Annotated in this window: 18 protein-coding genes; 5 read left to right on the forward strand and 13 right to left on the reverse strand. The window is 68.0% G+C overall.

Features of this window, described 5'->3' with window-relative positions; genetic code table 11:
• Positions 1-16 precede the first annotated feature (16 nt).
• From oiaK to AC1DTW_RS05655, 4 genes are read right to left on the reverse strand one after another with little or no spacing between them, the layout of a single operon-like run.
• Positions 17-1399 (reverse strand): 3-oxo-isoapionate kinase OiaK, encoded by a 1383-nt coding sequence (gene oiaK, locus AC1DTW_RS05640; protein WP_477980030.1) that lies wholly within the window; start codon positions 1397-1399, stop codon positions 17-19.
• Positions 1396-2640 (reverse strand): ribulose-bisphosphate carboxylase large subunit family protein, encoded by a 1245-nt coding sequence (locus tag AC1DTW_RS05645; protein ID WP_477980032.1) that lies wholly within the window; start codon positions 2638-2640, stop codon positions 1396-1398. Before AC1DTW_RS05645 ends, oiaK begins: the two co-directional genes overlap by 4 nt.
• A 23-nt stretch (positions 2641-2663) precedes the next feature.
• Positions 2664-3494 (reverse strand): phosphogluconate dehydrogenase C-terminal domain-containing protein, encoded by an 831-nt coding sequence (locus AC1DTW_RS05650; RefSeq protein WP_477980034.1) that lies wholly within the window; start codon positions 3492-3494, stop codon positions 2664-2666.
• 39 nt (positions 3495-3533) lie between these two features.
• Positions 3534-4811 carry an MFS transporter gene (locus AC1DTW_RS05655; protein ID WP_477980243.1) on the reverse strand — a complete coding sequence of 426 codons (1278 nt, stop codon included), beginning with the start codon at positions 4809-4811 and terminating at the stop codon, positions 3534-3536.
• Between the two features lie 287 nt (positions 4812-5098).
• Between AC1DTW_RS05655 and nanR the strand changes: the two genes are divergently transcribed.
• The gene (nanR, locus tag AC1DTW_RS05660; protein ID WP_477980036.1) at positions 5099-5809 is read left to right on the forward strand and encodes a transcriptional regulator NanR; all 711 of its coding nucleotides are present in this window, start codon (positions 5099-5101) and stop codon (positions 5807-5809) included.
• 54 nt (positions 5810-5863) lie between these two features.
• On the opposite strand, the gene AC1DTW_RS05665 is transcribed toward nanR, so the two are convergent.
• Positions 5864-7993, reverse strand: a complete 2130-nt coding sequence (locus AC1DTW_RS05665; protein ID WP_477980244.1) for an ATP-binding protein — start codon at positions 7991-7993, stop codon at positions 5864-5866.
• 18 nt (positions 7994-8011) lie between these two features.
• The gene (locus AC1DTW_RS05670; protein WP_477980038.1) at positions 8012-9556 is read right to left on the reverse strand and encodes a methyl-accepting chemotaxis protein; all 1545 of its coding nucleotides are present in this window, start codon (positions 9554-9556) and stop codon (positions 8012-8014) included.
• Positions 9557-9683: 127 nt separating this feature from the next.
• On the opposite strand from AC1DTW_RS05670, the gene AC1DTW_RS05675 reads away from it, so the two are divergent.
• Positions 9684-10394 carry a TetR/AcrR family transcriptional regulator gene (locus tag AC1DTW_RS05675; RefSeq protein ID WP_477980040.1) on the forward strand — a complete coding sequence of 237 codons (711 nt, stop codon included), beginning with the start codon at positions 9684-9686 and terminating at the stop codon, positions 10392-10394.
• On the opposite strand, the gene AC1DTW_RS05680 is transcribed toward AC1DTW_RS05675, so the two are convergent.
• Positions 10391-11257, reverse strand: coding sequence for a sterol desaturase family protein (locus AC1DTW_RS05680; protein ID WP_477980042.1), 867 nt, complete (start codon positions 11255-11257; stop codon positions 10391-10393). The genes AC1DTW_RS05675 and AC1DTW_RS05680 overlap by 4 nt on opposite strands.
• A 146-nt stretch (positions 11258-11403) precedes the next feature.
• Here AC1DTW_RS05680 and AC1DTW_RS05685 point away from each other — a divergent pair, with 146 nt between their 5' ends.
• Positions 11404-12297, forward strand: coding sequence for a LysR family transcriptional regulator (locus tag AC1DTW_RS05685; RefSeq protein ID WP_477980044.1), 894 nt, complete (start codon positions 11404-11406; stop codon positions 12295-12297).
• Here the strand turns inward: AC1DTW_RS05685 and AC1DTW_RS05690 are convergent.
• Both AC1DTW_RS05690 and AC1DTW_RS05695 read right to left on the reverse strand, forming a co-directional pair.
• Entirely contained in the window at positions 12294-12947 is a 654-nt protein-coding gene (locus tag AC1DTW_RS05690; protein WP_477980046.1) for an ATP-dependent endonuclease, read from the reverse strand. The two genes, AC1DTW_RS05685 and AC1DTW_RS05690, sit on opposite strands and share 4 nt — an antisense overlap.
• Positions 12944-14752: a SulP family inorganic anion transporter gene (locus tag AC1DTW_RS05695; protein WP_477980048.1), complete on the reverse strand. Its 1809-nt coding sequence runs from the start codon at positions 14750-14752 to the stop codon at positions 12944-12946. Before AC1DTW_RS05695 ends, AC1DTW_RS05690 begins: the two co-directional genes overlap by 4 nt.
• A gap of 157 nt (positions 14753-14909) precedes the next feature.
• Here AC1DTW_RS05695 and AC1DTW_RS05700 point away from each other — a divergent pair, with 157 nt between their 5' ends.
• Both AC1DTW_RS05700 and AC1DTW_RS05705 read left to right on the forward strand, forming a co-directional pair.
• Positions 14910-15578 (forward strand): class I SAM-dependent methyltransferase, encoded by a 669-nt coding sequence (locus AC1DTW_RS05700; RefSeq protein WP_477980050.1) that lies wholly within the window; start codon positions 14910-14912, stop codon positions 15576-15578.
• Positions 15575-16504, forward strand: a complete 930-nt coding sequence (locus tag AC1DTW_RS05705) for an SMP-30/gluconolactonase/LRE family protein (protein WP_477980052.1) — start codon at positions 15575-15577, stop codon at positions 16502-16504. The genes AC1DTW_RS05700 and AC1DTW_RS05705 overlap by 4 nt, the downstream gene beginning before the upstream one ends.
• Here AC1DTW_RS05705 and AC1DTW_RS05710 read toward each other — a convergent pair.
• The 4 genes from AC1DTW_RS05710 to AC1DTW_RS05725 all read right to left on the reverse strand — a co-directional run bounded on the left by AC1DTW_RS05710 (position 16492) and on the right by AC1DTW_RS05725 (position 22998).
• Positions 16492-18330 carry a glycoside hydrolase family 15 protein gene (locus AC1DTW_RS05710; RefSeq protein ID WP_477980054.1) on the reverse strand — a complete coding sequence of 613 codons (1839 nt, stop codon included), beginning with the start codon at positions 18328-18330 and terminating at the stop codon, positions 16492-16494. The genes AC1DTW_RS05705 and AC1DTW_RS05710 overlap by 13 nt on opposite strands.
• 110 nt (positions 18331-18440) lie before the next feature.
• Positions 18441-19364, reverse strand: coding sequence for a dimethyl sulfoxide reductase anchor subunit family protein (locus AC1DTW_RS05715; protein WP_477980056.1), 924 nt, complete (start codon positions 19362-19364; stop codon positions 18441-18443).
• The gene (locus AC1DTW_RS05720; RefSeq protein WP_477980058.1) at positions 19361-20080 is read right to left on the reverse strand and encodes a 4Fe-4S dicluster domain-containing protein; all 720 of its coding nucleotides are present in this window, start codon (positions 20078-20080) and stop codon (positions 19361-19363) included. Before AC1DTW_RS05720 ends, AC1DTW_RS05715 begins: the two co-directional genes overlap by 4 nt.
• A complete protein-coding gene (locus tag AC1DTW_RS05725) occupies positions 20077-22998 on the reverse strand; it encodes a molybdopterin oxidoreductase family protein (protein WP_477980060.1) in 2922 nt (973 codons plus the stop codon). Before AC1DTW_RS05725 ends, AC1DTW_RS05720 begins: the two co-directional genes overlap by 4 nt.
• Positions 22999-23053: the final 55 nt, after the last annotated feature.

Raw genomic sequence — 23053 nt, forward strand, 5'->3', positions numbered from 1 at the left:
GGCCGGCCGCAATGCATCAGCCTGCCAGTCGCCGAGTTCCGCCTCGAGCGAGACCGAAGAAGTCCTCTTTGCCGATCTGTCCGCCCTTCAGCACGATCTCCAGGCCATCGCGTTTCGGACTGGCCGACCAGGCGCGGCACAGCGGCGCGCCGGGCGACAGGCCGGCCGTCACCGTGAGGGCCTGGATGCCGAGCACGCTGGCGACCTCGCCGGAGCTGTCGCCCCCGGCGATGACGATGCGGGTCGGACGCGCCCGATCGAGCAGTCGCTTCGTGACTTCGGCCAGCGTCGCGCCGATGCGGCGCGCCGCTTCGGATCGCGCAAGACCCGCTTGCTGCGCGATCTGGTCGAAGCGCGTCACCGTGTCATCGTCCGGCCCTTCGGCGCTGAAGATCAGCGGGCTGGTGCCTTGCTGAAGCGCCGCCGTCGCGATCGCGACGACGCGCTCGATCTCGGCCTCGCGCATCCGTTCGTCGAGTGCGTTCGGGAGCCGCAGGCGCTCGGTGCAAAACCCGTTCGCGCGGGCCCACGCGATCTGCGACGCGGTCACCGGCGAGCAGCTGCCGCTGACCACGGCGATCGAAGCCGCCGCCGACGGCTCGGGCAGCGAAGGCTCGTTCGGCAGCAGGCCCAGCTCGCGCCAATGCGCGGCCAGCGCGTACTGCAGGCCGGAAGACGACGCGCTGAACAGCCCGTCACCGCGCCGCTGCCACACCAGCCGACCGGCCGCGGCGAGCGTCTCGTCGTCGAGCACGTCGATCAACACGATCGGCACGTCGTCCCCGGCCAGTGTCTGTGCGCGCTGCGGCGCCGTCCCATCGCGCAACTGCAGCATGTCGATCAGTTCGATGCGGCGCGTCGTTTGCGCGCCCAGGTGGCGACGCAGGTCGGACTCACCCATCGGCGTGACCGGGTGCCGCGACATCGTCGGATGCCGGTCGAGGCGGTAGCCGACGCCATCGACGGCGGCGAACAGGTTGCCGAAGACCTGGTAGCGCTTCAGGCGCGGCGCGCCGACGATCGTCGGCGACCAGCGTCCGGGCATCGCCTGCGTGCCGAGTTCGATGGCGCGGCCGATCGAACCGATCGCCGGTGACGAGTCGAAGGTGGAGCAGACCTTGTAGTGCAGGATCGGCGCCCGCAATGCGGCGAGCGCCGCGAACGCCTTCGGCAACTCGGCGTCCATCCACTCGGGACTTCGCCCGCGCGACGAGCCGGCGATACCGACGCAGCGCGCGTGCGGGAAGCGCGCCAGCAGGTCGGTGTCCGGCGTCGCGAGGAACAGCACGGTCGGCACGCCGGCGGCGGTCATCGCCTCCATCGCGTCGGTCGAGCCGGTGAAGTCGTCGCCGTAGTAGGCGAGCAGCGGGCCTTCCGGCCAGAGGGGCGCCGGGGTCATCGCCAGAACCCGAGCGCCTGGGCGAGCGCCGGAACACGCTCGGCGTGCCTGGCGAGCGGCACGCCTTCGATCGCCGCGCTCCATGACGCGCGCAGCGCCTCGACACCGGCCGGCACGCCGTTCGGGTGCCCGAAGATGCCGCCGCCGGCGGTGTGGATCAGATCCGCCGAGCCCAGCGCGGCGTAGGTGTCGTGTGCCTGCAAGCCCGTCTGCCCCGAGCTGAACACCGGCATCGCAGGCAGGGCCGCACTCGGCATCACCGGCGCCAGCACCGACCGCGCCGCAGCGATCACGCTCTCGTCCGACTCGCTGAACTTGTTGCGCAGGCCGTTGACGTGCAGGTGGTCGGCGCCGGCGAGCCGCCAGATCTTCTGCAGCGGCGCGAAGTCGAAGCCGAGCGCGGGCGACCGGTTCAGGTAGCCCCAGCCGGCACGGTGCGCGTGGATCGGCAGTTGCGAGTGGCGCCGCAGCGCCGTCAGGCCGACCAGGCCGACCGAGTTCAGACAGGCCATCACGCAGGTGCCGCCTTCGGCCAGCACCAGGTCGTGGCGGCGCCGCATCTTGTCGAGATCGCCGGTGAGGTTGAACGCGACCATCGCCTTCTTGCCGGTGCGCTGCGCCGCGTCGTTGACGACCCGCATCACCGCACGCACACGATCGTCGAACGGGCAGTTCGGACCGTCGGCCTGCAGCTCGTCGTCCTTGATGAAGTCGATGCCGCCGGCGACCAGCTCGCGAACCTGCTGTGCCGTCTCGTCCGCGGAGAGGCCGACGCTCGGCTTGATGATCGTGCCGATCAGCGGCCCGTGCGCGACGCCGGCCAGTTTGCGCGTGCCCTCGATGCCGAACGCCGGCCCGGGGTAGGCGGCCGCGAACGACGGCGGCAACTGCAGGTCGAGCAGCCGAAGCCCGGTGACCGCGCGCAGCTCGTACAGATTGCCGGCGATCGTCGCCATCAGCGTCGGCAGGCAGGGGCCGAGGTTCTCGATCGGCCACGAGAGCTCGAGCGTGCAGCGCGTGTACTTGCCGGATTGCTTCGGCGTGGGCAGGCTGGGCGTGGAGACCGTGTCGAGCACCTCGAGCCGCTCGACCCGCGCACCGGCGCGGGCCTTCAGCGCCGGCGTTTCGGTCGCGAGCGCGACGAAGGTGCCGCTCGATTGTTCGCCGGCAATCACCTCGGCGGCGCGCGCCGGATCGTCGCCGGTCTCGAGCCAGTAGGTCGCGTGGATGCGTTCGCCCATCGGTGTCTCCTCGGCCTTCCCGTTCAGGTGATGCGGCGGATGCTCTCGGCGATCTCTTCGCGATCGAATACCTTCAGCCAGTCGTCGCGCATCAGGCGCGGCTTGCCGAAGGTGATCGCCTTGTTGCAGGCGTCCGAAAACGCGCCCGGGATCTCCTTGAAGATCACGGCCGCCAGGATGTTCATGTGGCCGAGCAGGAAGTCGCGAGCGCACTGCTCGGGCACGCCGCGCCTGACGGTCTCGTCCATCGCCTCGCGCATCACGTCGAGCAGGGTCGCGCAGATGGTTTCCGACAGGCCCGGTTCGAGGATCGCCATCTGGTCGACCGTCAGCCGGTACGAGCGCAGGATCGGCGCGTAGATCACCTTCGCGACCGCCTCGCCGAGGTCGAATGCTTCGGCCGGGCCTTGCATCAGCGCGCTTGTAATCGACTGCTTCGCGGCGCCGCCGCCGAAGTGATCCTTGCGCGCATCGGCGTCCGTCTCGTCGTTGAAGATCGTCGGGTGGCAGGGGTGGGCGACGAAATAGACCAGGTCCTTGCGGTCAGGCAGGTGGCCGGCGAATGGCGCGGCGGCGTCGAGCGTCATCACCATCGTGCCGGGCTTGAGCCTGGGCGCGATCTCGTGCGAGATCTTGCCGATCAGCGTGTCGGGAATCGCGAGGATCACGACATCGACGTTGTCGAGCGCCGCGTCGACATCGACGCACTCGATGCCGAGCTCGTCTTTCAGGCGCGCGCGCCCGACCGGACTGGGTTCGATGTGGCTGACGCGATAGTCGGACTTCAGCAGGTTCTTCGACAGGCGCACGCCCATCTTGCCGCCGGCGCCGAACAGGGCGATTCTTTCATTCATGGTGCGCATCTCCAGGGTTGCGTGTGGGGATCGAGCGGGTCACTTGGCGTGAGGCGAAGGCTCGAGCGAGAAGGGTTGGTTGCCGGCGATCGTCGGCTTGGCCTTGGCCGCGGCGATCCACATCACCAGGATGGCCGACAGCAGCAGGAACCCGCCGACGACGAACATCGGGGCCTGGTAGGAGCCCGTCGCGTCCTTCACGGCGCCGGTGATGTAGGGCGCTGCGAAGCCGCCGAAGTTGCCCATCGTGTTGATCAGCGCGATCCCGGCCGCAGCGCCGGCGCCGCTGAGAAAGCGTGCCGGCAAGGCCCAGAAGTTCGGCAGCGCCGCGAAGATCGAGCAGGCCGTGATCGTGACGACGGCGACGGTCGCTGCCGGCGAGTTCATGTAGAGCGCGCACGGGATGCTCAATGCCCCGATCAGCGCGGGGATGCCGACATGCCAGTTGTGCACGCCGTGCCGGGTCGAGTGCCTGGTCCACAGGAACAGCGCCAAGGCCGCAGGCAGGTACGGGATCGCGGTGATCAGGCCCTTCTGGAACACGTTGAACTTGGCGCCGAACTGAGCTTCGAAGCCGCCGATGATGGTCGGCAGGAAGAAGGCGAGCGCGTACAGGCCGTAGACCAGGCCGAAGTAGATCAGCGCGAAGGTCCAGACGCGCGGATCGCGCAGCGCGGCGCCGGCGTGCCGGCCGTGATCGCTGGCCTTCGAGCGGTCTTCCTTCGCGAGTTCGGTGGTGAGCCAGTCGCGTTCGGCGGGGCTGAGCCACTTCGCGTCGGCCGGCTTGTCGGTCAGGTAGAACCATGCGACCAGGCCGACCACGATCGCCGGGATCGCGACGCCGAAGAACATGATGCGCCAGCCTGCCAGGCCGAACGCGCCGTCCGCGCCGATCAGCAGCGCCGCGACCGGGGCACCGATCACGATCGTCAGCGGTTGCGCGAGGTAGAACAGGCCGAGCACATGGCTGCGGTGTCTTGCAGGCACCCACAGGCTGAGGAACAGGATCGCCCCCGGGAAGAAGCCCGCCTCGGCGACGCCGAGCAGGAAACGCAGCCAGTACAGGCCCGTGATGCTGCTCACCCAGGTGAACAGCAGCGCGACGACCCCCCAGGTCACCATGATCCGCGCCATCCAGCGGCGCGCGCCGAACTTGTGCAGCGCCAGGTTGCTCGGGATCTCGAGCAGGATGTAGCCGACGAAGAAGACGCCGGCCGCGAAACCGAATTGCGCGGCACTCAGCCCAAGATCCTTGGTCAGGCCGTTCGGGCCGGCGAACGAGATGGCGGTGCGGTCGAGGAAGTTGATGAAGAACATCGATGCCACGAACGGCACGAGCCGCAGCGAGACCTTGCGTATGGCGGACTTTTCGAGGGCGGGCGTCGACGGGTTTTCCACGTTGTCTCCGGAAGGATTGGGGGTCGCCGTGCAGGGCAGGCAGGACAGCCTCTTGTTTGGCGCAACGAGCTGGTATGCTGAGTACACCATATGGTGTGATCTCATTGCATTCGGGTTTGCCCGCATGGCCTCGTCATCGCTTTTTCGGGGGCGCGGAGCCCGTGGTAATGTCATCACACCAGTAAAGCGCCTTCGACAGGCAGACCATGGCCGAAACAATTCAGCGCCGAAAGCTCTATCAGGAAGTCCTGGATCGCCTGATGGAGCGGATCAGCTCGGGCGCGATTCCACCCAATTCGCATCTGCCCTCGGAACGCGAGCTGATGGAGGAATTCGGCGTCGGTCGACCCGCCGTGCGCGAGGCGCTGCAGTCCCTGGAGCGCTCCGGCATCGTCGAAATTGCGCACGGCGAGCGCGCCCGCGTCGTCGTGCCGACCGCACAGCGGCTCATCTCGCAGTTCGCCGGTGGTGCGATGCACATGCTGCGCACCCAGCCCGGCACGCTCGAACACCTAAAGGAAGTGCGCGTCTTTCTGGAAACGGGAACGGCGCGCATGGCCGCCGAGCGTGCCACCGAAGAGGACGTCGCGCGCCTGCGGCTGGCGATCGCAAGGCACCGCGCGTCGATGGTCGACCTGAACCGGTTCATCGAACTCGACATGGCGTTCCACCGCGAGATCGCCGCGATCAGTCGCAACCCGATCTTCCCGTCGATCGTCGAGGCGCTGTTCGGCTGGGCGCGCGAGTACTACCAGTCGCTCGTCCGCGCGCCGGGGGCGGAAGAGCTGACGCTTGCCGAGCACGCACGCATCGTCGATGCGATCGCGGCGCGCGATCCCGATGCTGCGGCGGCAGCGATGCACGCGCACCTGACGCGAGCGAACACGCTGTATCGACAGCTGCTTCGGCCGCTGTGAAGACGGCTCGGCGGCTTGAAAGCGGCGCGCCTCAGACCCTCTGAATTCGATCGATCAGTGGGGCGCACCTTCTCGCCGCATCGTCGACTCGATCGCTCGGCGAAGGTCCGCCAGGCCGAACGGCTTCGTCAGGCAGTTGTCCATCCCGGCGGCACGGCAAGCGGACAGCTCGTTGCTGTCCATGGTGGCCGTGGTGGCCAGGATGCTCAGCCGCGAACCGCCGGCTTCCGCCTCTGAGGCGCGCAGTTCGCGCGTCGCCGCCAGGCCATCCATCACAGGCATGTTCACGTCCATCAAGAGGACGTCGAACGGTTCTCCCGCCACGCAATCGATCGCCTCGCGGCCGTTGCTCGCGACCACGGAGGTGGCGCCCAGTTCCGCAAGCATCGCCTGCACGACCACCTGGTTCACCGGGTTGTCGTCGGCGACGAGTATGTTCAGACCTGCCAGTGGCTTCGCGGATGTCGAAGCGGTCGTCGCCATCCGAGTGCGTCCTTGCGGAGCGACGACGGCCTCCAGCGCCTCGCGGCGCACAGGCTTGTAGAGGAGCTGTCCGGAAGCGGGCACGCCCACGACGGCATCCGCACCGAGCGGTGTGAGGATTGCGATCTGACGCCCCGAGTTCGATGGGTCCGAAAGCCACTTCTTGACGTCCGGCATCTGCAGCAGCGGCGCATCGACCAAGAGCAGCTTGCAGTGCTTCAATTCCTCCGGGTCCGGCAGCCGACGGACGATCACCGGATCGACCTTGAGTTCATGCAGCAAGGTCTTCAGATGCCGCTCCAGCCCAGGGTTCGATGTCGCCAGCAAGACATCGGCGCGGTACGACGCCGCGGGCAACACCATCTCTTCCGAGTCCTGCGTCAGCGGGACCACCAACGAGAAACGGCTGCCCTCACCCACCACGCTGCGGACCTCGATTCTGCCGCCCATCAACCTGCACAGTTCTTGAGCGATGCTCAATCCCAGGCCGGTGCCCCCGGAGCGCCGCGTCACGCTCAGGTCCGCCTGGACGAACGCGTTGAAAAGTGCCTTCAGCTGGTCGTCCGGAATGCCCGGCCCCGAGTCGACCACTTCAATCCGAACCCAACGGCTTCCCGCTGGGCGGCTCACCGGATCGGCCTCGAGCGAGTCCATCGACAGGTGAATGTGCACGCCCCCTCGTTCGGTGAACTTGACTGCATTGCTCACCAGGTTGTTGACCACCTGCCTGAGCCGCAGCGGGTCGCCCAGGAAGGACCGGGGAACATCGGGGTTGCAGCTGGAGGTGATCTCGATCCCTTTCGCAAACGCCTGCATGGAATAGAGCTCGTTGGATTCAAAAATGATCCCGCGCAGAAAGGCAGGCCGGACCTCCAGACGAACCTTTCCCGCGTCCAGCTTCGCAAAGTCCAGCACGTCGTTGACAAGTGCGAGCAATGTCTTCGCACTCTGGCGTTGCATGCTCAACAGCTGGAGCCGTTGGGCCTCCGAGAGTCCCCTGGAGTCCAGGACTTCCGCAGCGCCGATGATCCCGGTCAGCGGTGTCCGGATTTCGTGGCTCATGTTGGCCAGAAAGCGAGCCTTCAGCTCGGCCGCTTCGCTTGCCGCGCGGCGCGCCGTTTCGAGCGCTTCGGCAACGCGTACGCGACTTCGCATCGCGACGATGATCATCCACAGCGCCAGCAACTCGGATCCGATGACAGCGGCATACCTTCTCCAGGGCTCGACCACGTCGCGGGTCACCGGAGTCGGGAACCACACCGGTTGAAAGTACAACACCGAGACCGTGCCAGCAAACGCGAACACAGCCCCGATCGCCAAATAGTGCAGACCAGCCCCGGCCAGGATGAACGGAACGATCGACAACCACCACGCGGCCGCCGGAAAGTCCGAGCCCTGCTTGAGCGTCGTCCATGTCAACCAGGAAAAGACCGAGATGGACAGGACGCGGAGCGGCCACACATGCGATCTCGCACGCAGGCTGAGGCCGACGCCTGCGGCCGCGGCGAGCGCCGCCACCAGCGACTCGAGCGCGAACGCCCGGGTTCCGCGCACCCAGAAGACCACCGCGTAGACGGCGAGAACGGCAATCGCGAAGCCGCCGAACGCGAAGAAGATTCGCTTCTGCGTCGTGTCGTCGAGATCCGTCGCCGACGGAAACTGGATGGGGGTCAGGAGCACGTCCTTGAACCGCTGCGACATAGACACGCTTCGGACTCCCTACACCCTGAAGACCGCGATCGTCCCGGACAAGCGAGTGGCCTGCACCTTCATGCTCTCTGCGGCGGCCGCCGATTCCTCGACCAGAGCGGCGTTCTGTTGCGTGACCTGGTCCAGCTGCGACACGGCATGGCTGACCTGCTCGATCCCTTCGGATTGTTCGACGCTCGCCGAGGAGATCTCCCCCACGAGATCGTGGACCCGACTGACCTGTTGCACGATCTCGGTCATGGTCTGGCCCGCCTCGGCCACGAGCCTGGCCCCGTCATCGACCCGGCCCACACTGAGCTGAATCAACGACTTGATTTCGCGGGCGGCGTCGGCACTGCGGTGAGCGAGCGATCGCACTTCGGCAGCGACGACCGCGAAACCGCGCCCTTGCTCTCCTGCCCGGGCCGCTTCGACCGCGGCGTTCAGGGCCAGGATGTTCGTCTGGAATGCGATGCCATCGATGACCCCGATGATGTCGCTGATTCGGTTCGAACTCTCGGAGATCGACGCCATGGTGGCGACGACGTTGCCGACGGCCTGGCCGCCTCGCGCGGCGACCTCCGTGGCACCGGCCGCCAATTGCGATGCCGCCTTCGCGTTGTCGGCATTCTGTCTTACCGTCGACGTCAGCTGCTCCATGGAGGCAGCGGTCTGCTGCAGGTTCGAGGCCTGCTCCTCGGTTCTCTGGCTGAGGTCCAGGTTGCCGGTCGCGATCTGCGCCGACGCGGTACCGACCGACTCGACACCGTTGCGCACGTCGGCGACGACCGAACGCAGCTTTGTCACCATCACGCCCAATGCCCTGGTGAGTTGCGCGACCTCGTCCCGGCCGTCGGATGTCGGCGCCTGGGTCAGGTCCCCGTCCGAGACCGCTTCGGCAAGCTTGACCGCCGCCGCGAGAGGGACCGAGATGGCCCGGCCGATGGCCCATCCGAGACCCATCGCCATCGCAATCGCGACGAGTACGCCGACCCCGACGCCGATGCGACTGTTCTGGTAGATCGCCTTGGCGACGCCGGCGTCCGCAGTGGCCTGCTGGTCGTTGTACGCGGCGAGCTTCTTGATCGCGGTAAGCGCTTCGTCGAAACGCTTGGACGCGCCCGGCGGAGTGATCAACTCGACGGCCTCGTCACGATGTCCCGCTTGTGCGGCCGCGACTGCCTTGGCGGAGACCTCCGCATACGCGGCCCACGAGCGCATCGCCTGCTCATAAAGGTCTTTCTCGACAGCGTCGGCAATCGAGTTGGCGTAATCCGCCCGGGCGGCCTCGAACTCCGCCTTCGACGTTTCCAGCTTGGCGACCGCCGCAGGCATTGCCGCCGGATCCGTGACCAGCAGACGGAATTCCCTCTGGCGGAGGAAAATCGCCGCGCCATACATGCGCAGGCTGTCTCGCACGCCGGGCAGGCGCGACGCCAGTACCGATTCGGTCTGCGCGTTGACCCGCCCCAACTGCCACACGGAAAGCCCGCCGAGCACGATCAGCAGGAACAGCACGCAGGAAAAGGCAAACGCCAGTTTGCCGCGGATCGACAGGGCATTCAAAAGCTTCACGGAGCACTCCAGGATTCGTTTCGGACTCTCCGGAAGTCTTCGGCAAAGCGCTCGACAACTGAAGCTAATTAGTCATGTACGTTTACACGTACATATACATTCTATCGGGCCGCTACACTTTGTGTCAATGACCACCAAGCGCAAAACGAATCCGGTTCGCAAATCAGTCCACGCCCGTGTTCGACGGGGCAACCTCGAGGACGCCGAGCGTACGCGGGTGGAGTTGTTGTCGGCGGCCGCGCAACTGTTTTCGGAACGCGGACTCGCGGGCGTGACGATCCGCGCGGTCGCGACCCTGGCCGGCGTATCCGCGATGACGCCCTACCGCTACTTTGCCAACAAGGCGGAACTGCTCGCGGGTCTTTGGCAGACCGTCATCGCCGAGGTCTACGAGCGCATGAAACGTGCCGTCGAACTGCAGTCGGGCGGAAGAGCCCGGCAGCGCGCATCGATCGACGCCTTCCTGTCGTACTGGGAAGAGAACCCGGATCACTATCGCCTCGTCTACATGACTGAACAGACAACGCGCGCCGGACGTCGAGGCGACGATCGGCCGATGTTGGCGGAGACACCGGTCTACCGCGACATTCTTGCGCTCGTGCTGGACGTGACCGCGGCGATGGCAGAAGAGATCGGCGCCCCGATGACCCATGCGAAGCTGGCGGGCGACATCAGATTCATGATGCAGCTCGGCTATCTGAACGCTCAATTGGTCAACAGACGCTACCCCTGGTCGGATGCTCGACGATTGCGCGCGGCTTACATCGAGCAGATCGTCGTCGCGGTGGAGCACTGCCTGCTTTTCGGAGGGTCCACCGCAAAACGACGACCGCGCTAGCGGCCATCGACCTCCACCTCGGCAAAGGCGCGACCGCCGCGCGCCAATACCGAGTGGACCCGCCGGGACCGAAGCAGCGGATAGAACATCTCGACGAACCATCGCTCCTTGCCATGGACCAGGTCGTCCTGCAGGCCGACCTGCGCCGGATAGCGGCGGGTGATCTTTGCCGTACCGAACAACATGTCCCAGATGAACAGCAGGTTGCCGAAGTTTCCCTTGTAGTGACCGATGCCGTCGTCATTGGTCAGCGCGTGGTGCGCCCAATGTGTTGCCGGCGTGGAGATCGTCCGTTCGACGATCCACGCGAGCGGATGCAGCCACTTGGTGCGGTAAAGGGGCTCGTCCCAGCGCACAGCACTGTGAGCGCCGAGGATCACGGTCAACTTGACGACGATGTAGACGAGGTACACGGTCCCGAACCCCAGGTAGATCAGCACGCCCGAGACCCACAGGCCCGGCATCATCAGGTAGTAGAAGAAGTTGTTGCGGTACGTGATGCGGATGCTCATGTAATGAGCGGTGTGATGCGCCCGATGCAGCGGCCACATCAGCGGCGTGTGCGAAAGCCGATGCCACGCGTACTGTGTCAGGTCGTCGCCGATCAGCAGCAGCGCGGCCATTGCCCACCACGGCCATTGCGCCCAGGCGCCGCGCTGTGTTGGCATGACCACTGCGCAAAGCTTGCCCGTGATCGCGAAGACCAGCGGCTGCGACACCGCGATCAAGGCCAGGAACATGAACAGCTCGAGCTGCGTGTCGTCGCGCGTCGCGCGAAAGTGCCGGTGCCGGCCGGAGCGGATTTCGATCAACGCAAAGGTCAGGATGATCGCGGCCAGGACGATGTTCTGTACGAGGTTCACTTCGAGTCTCCCTGGGTCGTTGTCGCGCGACCCGCAATCGCGGAAGCGATCTGTGCCGTGCCGCATTCTTGCGACGATCGCCGATTGAGTCCAATGCATTGGAAGACTAATATCAATGCAGTGAGTGCAATCATCGGGGGTGAACCATGGACATCAAGCGCTGGAACCATGTCGTTGCAGTGGCTGACCGGCGCAGCTTCGCGCGCGCGGCCGAACAGGTCCATCTCAGCCAGCCGGCCCTGACGCGCAGCATTCAGGCGGCCGAATCCGAACTGGGTCTGCGCCTGTTCGATCGCGGCACGCAAGAGGTCGTGCCGACGCCGGCCGGCGAGTTCGTCGTCGCACGGGCTCGCCAGCTGATCTTCAACAGCCGCTGCCTCGAGCGGGACGTGGCGTTGTATGTGAATCGCGATCTGGGTGACACGGCATTCGGCTGCGGGCCGTTCCCGGCCGCGACGTTTCTCCCCCCGTTGCTCGCCGGACTGCGACGCGATTTCCCCGGCATCAACTTGAGGGTCGAGATCGGCAACTGGGAATTGCTGCTGACGAGGTTGCGCGACGAGGACATCGAGTTCTTTGTCGCCGACGCGCGGGACCTGCCGTCGGACCCGCAGCTGCAGGTTCGCCCGATGCGCAGGGAGCCCGGTGGCTTCTACGTTCGTTCCGGACATCCTCTGTCGTCGAAGAGGTCAGTCACCTTGGCTCAGGTCTGGCGCTACGGCGTCGCGACGGTGCGGCTGCCACAGGATGTGCGGGCGGCGCTGGCCCGCCTGCTCGAGCTGGCTTCGCCCGCCGAGGTGCCGCTGGCGCTGGAGTGCGACCACCTGGAAGTGCTGAAGGGAGTCGCGCTCGGATGCGACACGGTCCTGGCCGCGCCGCACGCTGCCCTCGCCGAGGAGATCTCTGCGGGCACCCTGCACGCGCTGTCGGTCTCGGGCCTTCCACCGCTCGCTTCGCACATGGGCGTGGTCAGCTTGAGGGGACGGACGCCGTCGCCGATGGCCGATCTGATCATCAGGCGCTTGCCGACGGCGCGCTAGAAGTACCTCACCATGTCGGGAGCAAGACGCCTCAGCAACTGCGACAACGGCGACGGGATGTTGCCGAGATCGAGTGCCGCTGCCAGCAGGGCCCCGTAGCGAATCTTGCGCCCCGCCCTCGTCCCCATGAAGCGCCGCAGATGTGCGTCGGCCGGGCGACCCTGCTGTGCCGGCTGCACCTGGAAGCGCCGGAACGCACCGATCTCGCCCTCGGCAGCGATGACCTGCTCGACCGCTTCTGGCCCGAGCGCACGGATCATTTCGTCTTCAAGGTCCTCGCTGCAAGCATAGAACCCGAGGCTCTCGGCGTCGGTTCGATCCTGAGCCGGGGTCGCCATGCCTGCACATAGGGCGCGCAGAAAGTGCCGTTCTTCGGGCAGGTCGTACAAGCCGGCCAACCGCAGCCGAAGCCCTTGCATGCCAAAGCGCAGGGCAAACGGGTATGCGTTCGTGGCGCCGCCGATCGGAAGAACGACGATGCCCGTGGCTCCGAGGTCAAGGCCAACGCGACGGGCCAGCGTTTCAACGGCGGCCTGATCGCTCCAGCCTTCGACGAGCACGACGGTGTCGGCGTTGGCTTCGGTGACGACGCGCTGCGCGGCATCGAGGCTCAGCGGCGGGCGTGGCCCCTTTTTGAGGTCATCGGTCAAGCGGTGACCTCCGCCCCACCTGGCACCGGCGGCGGCAGCGTCTTGCACTCTTCGAACACGCGCACGGTGCAGCGCGCGCAGATGCCGCGGTCGAGCCGGTCGAAGATCGTCGCGATCGCGATGCGCTTGGTCGCGAAGATGTGGTCGGCACCGAGCTGCTGCGTGTAGCCGACGCGCTGCCAGAGCTCGAGCACCGGCGGGCGCGGTCGATGGAAGTACAGGTCGCCGCCCTCGGCGCGGCGCTTGAGCATCTCGTCGCGCCACAGGTCGGCGGCCGGCAGGTCGATGAAGTTCATGCTCTTGGCCATCACCAGCAGGTGTTTTGCCGCACCGGGCGGCGTGCGCAGTTCGCGCAGCTGGTCGGCCACGTAAGGCACCGCGCCGAAGTAGACCTCGCCTTCCATCCGGATCATCTTCAGCTGCGGGCATTCGGCCAGCGGCGCCGGCACGTCGGCGCGCACGACGAACGGGCGATCCGGCTCGGTGCTGTCGAAGCCCATCACGCGCATGAACGGTCGTGAGGTCCGGTACAGGTAGGTCACCAGCGACAGGATCGTGCCGAGCAGGATCGCCATCTCGATGCGGATCGTCATCGTCGCGACCGCCGTCACCGCGGCGATCGCAAAATCCTGCCGGCTGTGCCGCCACAGGCGGCGCCAGCCGGGGATGTCGAACAGCGACCACGCGATGACGAGCAGCAGCGCGGCGATCGCCGGCAGCGGGATCAGCGCCAGCAGCGGCGCCGTGAACGCGATCAGCAGCAGCAGCCAGATCGACGCGAACACCGCCGCCAGCGGCGTGCGCGCACCGGCCTCGAGGTTCGGCATCGAGCGGTTCAGCGAGCCGCACGAGACGTACGACGAGAAGAAGCCGCCGACGATGTTCGACAAACCCTGGCCGCGGAACTCGCGATTCGCGTCGATCGCCTGGCCGGAGCGGGCCGAGACCGCCTTCGCGATCGAGATCGACTGGCCGAGTGCGACGATCGTCAGCGCGAACGCGATCGAGAGCAGGTCCGGCAGGCTGCCCAGCGCGACCGCCGGCCAGTGGAAGCGCGGCACGATCGCCGGGATGCGGCCGACGACCGCGACCGGGCCGCTCTGCAGCCACTGCGGCCACTGCGGCCAGGCCGCGACGCCGTTCAACAGCATCGCGAGCGCCGTGCCGGCCGCCAGCCCGATCAGCATGACCGGCCAGCGCGGCAGCACGCGCCGCAGCAGCAGCACGGCCGCGAGTGTCACGCCGCCGACGGTCAGCGCGGCAGGCCGCAGCGCGCCGAGCTGCTCGCCGAGGTACACGAGCAGCGCGCCGGTACCGTGCCTTTCGGGCGCCGGCAGGCCGAGCAGATCGGTCAGCGAATGCAGCGCGATCAGCGCCGCGGCACCGGTCATGAAGCCGCGCAGCGCCGACGGCGAGATGAAGTTCGCGAGGCCGCCGAGCCGCAGCGCGCCGATCAGCCACTGCATCACGCCGACCAGCACCGTGACCGCGAGCGCGAGCTGGATGTAGGCCGGCGAGCCGACCGCCGCGAGCGGCGCCAGCGCCGCGAACAGCGCGAGCGAGTTCGCGTTCGTCGGCCCCGAGACCACGTGCCGGCTCGAGCCGAACAGCGCCGCGACCACGCAGGGCACGATCGCGGTGTACAGGCCGTATTCGGGCGGCAGGCCGGCGAGCGTCGCGAACGCGAAACCCTGCGGCAGCACCAGCAGCGCGCCGAGGATGCCGGCGATCGCATCCGCCCGCAGGCTGCGCCGATCGACATGTTGGACCCAGGGGCCGAAGGCGCGCGACAGAAGCTCGGTCATGGGCCGCTATTGTGCTTGCGTGTCAGGCACGGATACGGTCCATCCCGACACCCAGGAGCGGGCCGCCGACCGCTTCGACGCGCGGGTGATTCGATCGCGCGCGCCGACCGGCACCGGCGTAGCATCGGCACGCTCCAGACCTGCCCACTGGACGCCCATGACCGCCCCGTCGAACCCGCATCGCGCTGCGCTCGCGCAGTACCGCCGCCGCGCGCCTGTGTACGACGTCGAGCTCGCGGTGTTCGAGCCGATCCGCCGCGCCGCGATCGCGCGCCTGGCGCTGCGGCCCGGCGACACCGTGCTCGACGTCGGCTGCGGCACCGGCCTGAGCGTGCCGCTGCTGCGCGAGGCGGTCGGCTCGCGCGGCCGCGTCGTCGGCATCGATCAGTGCCCCGAGATGCTGGCGCGAGCGCGCGAGTGCGTGCGCCAGCACCGCTGGCGCAACGTGACGCTGATCGGGGCCCCGGCCGAAGACGCCGTGGTCGAGTGCCGCGCCGATGCCGCGCTGTTCCACTTCACGCACGACATCCTGCGTGCGCCGGCGGCGCTGGCCAACATCGCGCGGGCGCTGCGGCCCGGCAGCGCGGTCGTCGCGTCGGGCCTGCAGTGGGCCGCGTTGTGGGCCTGGCCGGTGAACCTGTTCGTGCTCGGTGCGGCGCTGCATTCGGTGAGTTCGCTGGACGGGCTCGCGCGACCGTGGAGCCTGCTCGCCGAGCGGCTCGACGAACTCCAGGTCGACTCGGCAGCAGCCGGTGCGGTGTTCGTCGCGCGCGGCCGGCTTCGCGCAGAATCGGCGCCCATCGAACACCAGGAGACGTCGCGATGAAGATCCGCGAGATGGCCACCGGCCTGCAGTTCCCCGAGGGCCCGATCGCGATGGACGACGGCTCGGTGCTGCTGGTCGAGATCGCGCGCGGCACCTTGAGCCGCGTGCTGCCCGACGGGCGCGTGCAGGTCGTCGCCGATCTGGGCGGCGGCCCGAACGGCGCCGCGATCGGGCCCGACGGCGCGGTCTACGTCTGCAACAACGGCGGCTTTCGCTGGGGCACCGAGATCGACGGCACGCACCGGCCGATCGGCCAGGCCGAGGACTATTCCGGCGGTCGCATCGAGCGCGTCGACCTGACGAGCGGCCGCTTCGAGCGGCTCTACGACGCGGTCGAGGGTCTCGGCCTGCGCGGCCCGAACGACATCGTGTTCGACGCGCACGGCGGCTTCTACTTCACCGACCTCGGCAAGGTCCGCGAGACCGAGATCGATCGCGGCGGTGTGTTCTACGGGCAACCCGACGGCAGCGCCGCGCACGTGATCGCGCGCCCGGTGATGACGCCGAACGGCATCGCGCTTTCGCCCGACGGCAACACGCTGTACTACGCCGAGACCGAGGGCGCGCGCGTCTGGGCCTTCGACATCAGCGCGCCCGGCCAGGTGCGCAAGGCGACCTGGCCCTCGCCGCATGGCGGCCGGATGCTCGCCGCCTCGCCCGGCGACCACTGGCAGCGCTTCGACTCGATGGCGGTCGACGCGTTCGGCAACCTGTGCGTCGCGACGCTGATGCATGGCGGCATCACGATCGTCGCGCCCGATGGCAGGAGCCAGGGCCACGTGCCGCTGCCCGACCGCTTCACGACCAACCTCTGCTTCGGCGGCAAGGACCGGCGCACCGCGTATGTCACGCTCTCCGGCAGCGGCCGGCTCATTGCGATCGATGACTGGCCGGTGCCGGGTCTGAAGCTGAACTACGAGGGCTGAGCAACCGCGTTGGGGCGCGCCGCCGCGGGCCGCCCGCCCTGCGCACACGACGCGCGGATCGCTTCCGGCGACATCGACAACAGGCGGGCCGTGTTGACCAGCGCCATGTGCGTCAGCGCCTGCGGAAAGTTGCCGAGCATGCGGCCGGTGCGCGGATCGAACTCCTCGGAGAGCAGCCCAACATCGTTGCGCACGCGCAGCAGGCGCTCCATCACGGCCTCGGCCTCGTCGCGCCGGCCGGTCACCGCCAGCGCATCGGCGAGCCAGAACGTGCACGGCAGGAACGTGCCCTCACCGGGCGGCAGGCCGTCGACGCCGGTGGCGGTCGGATAGCGGATCACCAGCCCGTTGACGACCAGCTCGCGCCGGATCGCATCGATCGTCGAATGCACCCGCGGGTCGTCGGGCGGCAGAAAGCCCACCATCGGGATCAGCAGCAGGCTCGCATCGAGCGCCGAGGTTTCGTAGTGCTGCACGAAGCAGTTGCGCCGCGCATCGAAGCCGGCCTCGCAGACCTGGGCGTGGATCTCGTCGCGCGTGCGCCGCCACGCCTCGACCGGCCCCTTCAGCCCGAAGCGCTCGACCGCCTTGACGCCGCGATCGAACGCCACCCACGCCATGATCTTCGAGTGCGTGAAGTGGCAGCGCGGTCCGCGGATCTCCCAGAGGCCCTCGTCCGGCTCGCGCCAGCAGGTCTCCAGAAACGCGAGCAAGGCCTTCTGGATCTGCCAGATGTGCGGCTGCGGGTGCAGCCCGACGCTGCGCGCCAGGTGCAACGTGTCCATCACCTCGCCGTAGACATCGAGCTGGAATTGCTCGCTGGCGGCATTGCCGACCCGCACCGGCGCGGCGCCCTGGTACCCGGGCAGCCAGCCGAGCTCGATCTCGGCGAGCCGGCGCTCGCCGGTCACGCTGTACAGCATCTGCAGGTCCTTGGGGCTGCCGGCGACCGTGCGCAGCAGCCACTCGCACCATGCAGCGGACTCGTCGGCGTAGCCGGCGAGCAGCATCGTGTTGAGCGTGAAGGTCGCATCGCGCAGCCAGCAGAACCGGTAGTCCCAGTTGCGCACGCCGCCCTCCTGCTCGGGCAGCGACGTGGTCGGCGCCGCGACGATGCCGCCGGTCGGTGCGTAGATCAACGCCTTCAGCGTGATCAGCGAACGCATCACCGCGTCGTGCCAGCGGCCCTCGTAGCGGCTGCGGCCCGACCACGCGAGCCAGGCGCGCTCGGTCTCGATCAGCGCCTGCTCGGCATCGAGCGGTTCCGCCGCCGGCTCGTGCGAGGCGCGGCAGTTCAGCATGAACGGCACGCGTTCGTGCGCGGCGATCTCGAACTCGGCCACGGTCTTCATCTGCTCGCCGTGGGTGTGCACCGGCGTGCGCAGCTCCAGCGTGTCGGGGCCAGCGGTCGCGAGCACGGCACCGTCGAACTTGCGCACCCAGGGCACGACCCTGCCATAGTCGAGCCGGATCACGAGCTCCATGCGCATCGGCACCCGGCCGCGCAGGCCCTCGACGATGCGCACGACGTCCCGCCGGCCCGCCGACAGCGGCATCAGGTCGATGATGCGCACCGCGCCTTCGTCGGTCTCGAAATCGGTCTCGAGGATCAGGCTCGCTTCGCGGTAGCGGCGCCGCACCGCGCGCACCTCGGCGCTCGGGGCGATGGCCCATCGGCCGTGCTGCGGATCGCCGAGCAGCGCGGCAAAGCAGGCGCCCGAATCGAAACGCGGCAGACACAGCCAGTCGATCGAGCCGTCGCGCCCGACCAGCGCGGCGGTGTGGCCGTCGCCGATCAGTGCGTAGTCTGCGATGGGCAGTGGCATGAGGATCGCTCGGTTGTCCGGGATCCGCGTCGCGCGATCCCGCGTCCAGCCGCAAGGTTCGCACAATTCGCCGGCGCGCGCGACAGGGCGTCGCCTGCCCACGCGCGACGTCAGGACACGACCTGGTAGTACAGGTTCTGCGGGTGCTTCGCCTGCGCGAAGAAGAACCAGCGCTCGGCGAGCAGCCCGGGCGCCTGGCAGGCGACTGCGAGCAGCCAGGGCAGCGCGGCGCCGCTCGCCACGCCCCACAGCGCGAACAGCGCCGGCAGCGCGAAGCCGAGCACGAGGAAGCCGAGCCGGACGCGCTGCAGCAGCGCGAGCGTGCGGCCATGGAAGAACTCGCGCGTGTTGAACGAGCCGGCCGACATGCCCATCGATTTCTGCTGCAGGTTCGGCGCCTGGATGCCGGTCGCCGATTGCAGCGTCGACCGGTGCGTCAGCGCAGCGTTGCGGCGCAGCGCGAGCACGCGCGTCGCCCAGGCGACCGAGGTGACGACCAACGCAGCCGGCCCGGTCGCCCGCAGCAGCGCGGCCTCGCCAGCGAACGCGGCCAGCGCGCTCGCGAGGACCAGGCCGGAGGACAGCCCGATCAGCGTGAAGTTCACCAGGGTCAGCGGCTGTGCCCACTCCTGGATGAAGCGCAGGCCGGCATAGATCATCGCGGTGCAATACCAGAGCGCCGCGGCAACGACGATCGCCGCGATCGGCAGCAACAGCGTGTGCATGCCCGCGCGCAGCGCCAGCCACCATAGCGCGATCGCCGCGATCAAGGCGGGCAGCACGATCACCTCGCGCGAGAGCCACGACGTGCGCCACATCAGCACCGCGCGCCAGGCGCGCTCGGGCCGGCCGAGGTGAGCGAACGAGGCGCCGAGGCCGATCAGCAGCATCACGTCGGCGAGGATCAGCGCAGCGCTGGCGAAACCCGATGCCAGCGGGACGCCGGCGAGGATCGCGAGCGCGAGCGTCACGACCAGCCCCTGCGCGGCGCCGGCGATCGTCGTGAAGATCACCACCGAAAATGCCGGGTTCACGGCAGCCCTTCCTCGGCAGGCTTCGTGATGCGCCGCGGCAGGTACTGGTTCGCCGGCTGCGTCTGCCATTCGGGCATCAGCGCGTAGCCGCCGCGCTCGCGGATCGCCTTCGAGACTTCGGAGTCGGGGTCCTTCACGTCGCCGAACAGGCGCGCGCCGGTCGGGCAGGCCTTGACGCAGGCCGGCTTGCGGTCTTCCTTCGGCAGCTGCTCGTCGTAGACGCGGTCGACGCACAGCGTGCACTTGGTCATCACCTGGCGCTCCTCGTCGAGCTCGCGCGCGCCGTACGGACAGGCCCAGGCGCAGTACTTGCAGCCGATGCACTTGTCGTAGTCGACCAGCACGATGCCGTCCTCCTTGCGCTTGTAGCTCGCGCCGGTCGGGCACACCGGCACGCAGGGCGGATCTTCGCAATGCAGGCAGCTCTTCGGAAAATGGATCGTGTCGGTGCCGGGGAAGATGCCGGCCTCGTAGGTCTGCACGCGGTTGAAGAAGGTGCCGGTCGGATCGGCGCCGTAGGGCCGCTCGTCGGCCAGCGGGCCGGCGCTGCCCGAGGCGTTCCATTGCTTGCACGAGGTCACGCAGGCATGGCAGCCGACGCAGACGTTCAGGTCGATCACGAGCGCAAGCTGCTTTGCGAGCGTGTCGCCGGGTTCCCAGCGCGCGCTGTCGTCGTGCGCCTTGCCGCCCAGCAGATCCTTCAGCCAGCGCATCATGGCTTGCGCCCCGCGAAGTAGGTCAGCACGCTCGCGACCGTGCCGCGCACGCCGGGCGCGGCCGGCATCGTTGCGATCTGCGGGAAGGTCTCTTCAGGTTCCTCGGGTGCCGCAGGTCGGATGCGCACCCGCACGTCGTACCAGCCGGCCTGCCCCGTGATCGGGTCCGAGTTGCTGATGGTCTTTCCATCGAACGGCAGCTCCTCGCTGATCAGGTGGTTCAGCAGAAAACCCTTGCGCGCTTCGTCGGCCCCGGGCGCGAGTTGCCAGGCGCCGTCGGCCTTGCCGATCGCGTTCCAGGTCCACACGGTGCCGGGCTCGACCGCCTCGCTGTAGCGCAGCATGCAACGCACCTTGCCCCATTGGCTCTCGACCCAGCACCAGCCGCCGTCTGCGATGCCGGCGGCCTGCGCGGTCAGCGGGTTGACCTGCAGGTAGTTGTGGCTGTGGATCTGGCGCAGCCACGCGTTCTGCGAGTCCCACGAGTGGTACATCGCCATCGGGCGCTGCGTGATCGCGTTCAGTGGATAGGCCGCGAGATCGGTCGCGGCCTCTTCGAGCGGCGCGTACCAGAACGGCAGCGGATCGAAGTAGGTGTCGATCCGCTCGCGCAGCGCGTCGGGCGGCTGGCGGCCCGCGCTCTTGCCCTGCGCAGCGAGACGGAAGCTCTGCAGGGTGTCGCTGTAGATCGCCAGCTGCACCGCGTCGTTCTTCTGGCGCCAGCCCTTGTCCTTCGCGAAGTCGAGGTACGCGCGGTTCCAGTTGCGCATGTAGTGCATCGTCTGGGGCAGGTGGTATTGGAAGACGCAGTCGTTCTTCGCGTACATCGCCCACTGGTTCGGGTTGGGCTCGCCGCGCAGGTGGCTTTCACCGTCCTTGCCGCGCCAGCCCATCAGGAAGCCGATGCCGGGCTGCGGCTGGAAGTTCACGATGAATTCCGGGTAGTCCTTGAACTTGCGCGCGCCCTGCTCGGTCGTGAACGCCGGGAATTTCAGCCGCGAGGCGAGTTCGATCAGCACCTCCTGGAACGGCCTGCATTCGCCGAGCGGCGCCACGACCGGCACACGCACCGAATCGACCGGCCCGTCGAACTCGGAAATCGGACGGTCCAGCATGCTCATCACGTCGTGGCGTTCGAGGTACGTCGTGTCGGGCAGCACCAGATCCGCGAACGCGACCGTCTCGCTCTGGAACGCATCGCAGACGACGAGGAACGGGATCATGTGTTCGCCGTGCTCGTCCTTGCGGTTCAGCATCTCGCGCACGGCCATCGTGTTCATGCTGCTGTTCCAGGCCATGTTGGCCATGAAGATCAGCAGCGTGTCGATGCGGTACGGGTCGCCCTTGACCGCGTTCGTGATGACGTTGTGCATCAGCCCATGCGCAGAGAGCGGGTGCTCCCACGAGAACGCATGGTCGATGCGGATCGGCGAGCCGTCGGGGTTGATCGCGAGCTCGTCCGGGTTCGCCGGGAAGCCCAGCGGCGCTGCGTTCAGCGGCGTGTTCGGCTGGATCATCTCGGGCGAATTGAACGCGCGGTAGTTCGGCACGATGTGGCGCGGGTACGGCGCCTTGTGGCGAAAGCCGCCGGGCGCGTCGATCGTGCCGAGCACGCTCATCAGCACCGCGAGCGCCCGCACGGTCTGGAAGCCGTTCGAGTGCGCCGCGAGGCCGCGCATCGCATGGAACGCGACCGGTCGTGCCTGCGTGCTCGGGTGCACCTTGCCCCAGGCATCGGTCCAGGGGATCGGCAGCTCGAACGCCTGCTTCAGCGCGGTGTCGCCGAGCTCGCGCGCGAGCCGGCGGATGCGCTGCGCGTCGATCCCCGTGATGCCTGCGGCCCATTCCGGCGTGCAGGTCGCGACGCGCTCGCGCAGCAGCTGGAACGACGGTGCGACCTGCGTGCCGTCGGCCAATGTGTAGTGGCCCTCGAGCGCCGGATCGCAGCCCTCTGCGATGCCTTCCGGGTACGCGTTGCGGACGCTGCCGCTCGCCTGGTCCCAGACCAGCTTGTTGTGCGGATGCCGGCCGTCGCCCGGCGGCCCCTTCTCGGGGTTCGGATCGAACGCGAACAAGCCTTGTCGCGCGCAATCATCGAGCACCACCAGCTGCGGCGCGTTCGTGAAGCGCTTCAGGAACGCGTGGTCGACGGCGTCGCTCGCGATCAGCTCGTGCAGCAGCGCCATCAGCAGCGCGCCGTCGGTGCCCGGCTTGATCGGGATCCACTCGTCGGCGATTGCCGAGTAGCCGGTGCGCACCGGGTTGATCGAGATGAAGCGCCCGCCGGATCGCTTGAACTTGGCGAGCGCGATCTTCATCGGGTTGCTGTGATGGTCTTCGGCGGTGCCGAGCATCACGAACAGCTTCGCGCGGTCGAGATCCGGCCCGCCGAACTCCCAGAAGCTGCCGCCGATCGTGTAGATCATCCCGGCAGCCATGTTGACCGAGCAGAAGCCGCCGTGCGCCGCGTAGTTCGGCGTGCCGAACTGGCGCGCGAACAGGCCGGTCAGCGCCTGCATCTGGTCGCGGCCGGTGAAGAGCGCGAACTTCTTCGGGTCGCTGGCGCGGATCTTCGCGAGCCGCTCGGTCAGCATCTCGAATGCGCGCTCCCACGAGATCGGCTCGAACTCGCCGGCGCCGCGCTCGCTGCCCGGCTTGCGCAGCAGCGGCTGCGTGAGCCGTGCCGGCGAGACCTGCTTCATGATCCCCGACGCGCCCTTCGCGCAGATCACGCCCTGGTTCAGCGGGTGGTTCGGGTTGCCGTCGATGTAGCGCAGTTCGCCGTCGCGCAAATGCACGCGGATGCCGCAGCGGCATGCGCACATGTAGCAGGTGGTGGTCCTGACCTCGGTCGAGGCCAGCGGCGCGGGCGATGCCAGCGGATCGTGCAGCGGCTCGCGGGACAGGAACTTGAACACCGCTACTCCTCGGCGCGACAGCGCGACCCGGTGAATGGTAGTGCGCGGCGCTGAA

The organism is Rhizobacter sp. P5_A1 (genome assembly GCF_056400745.1).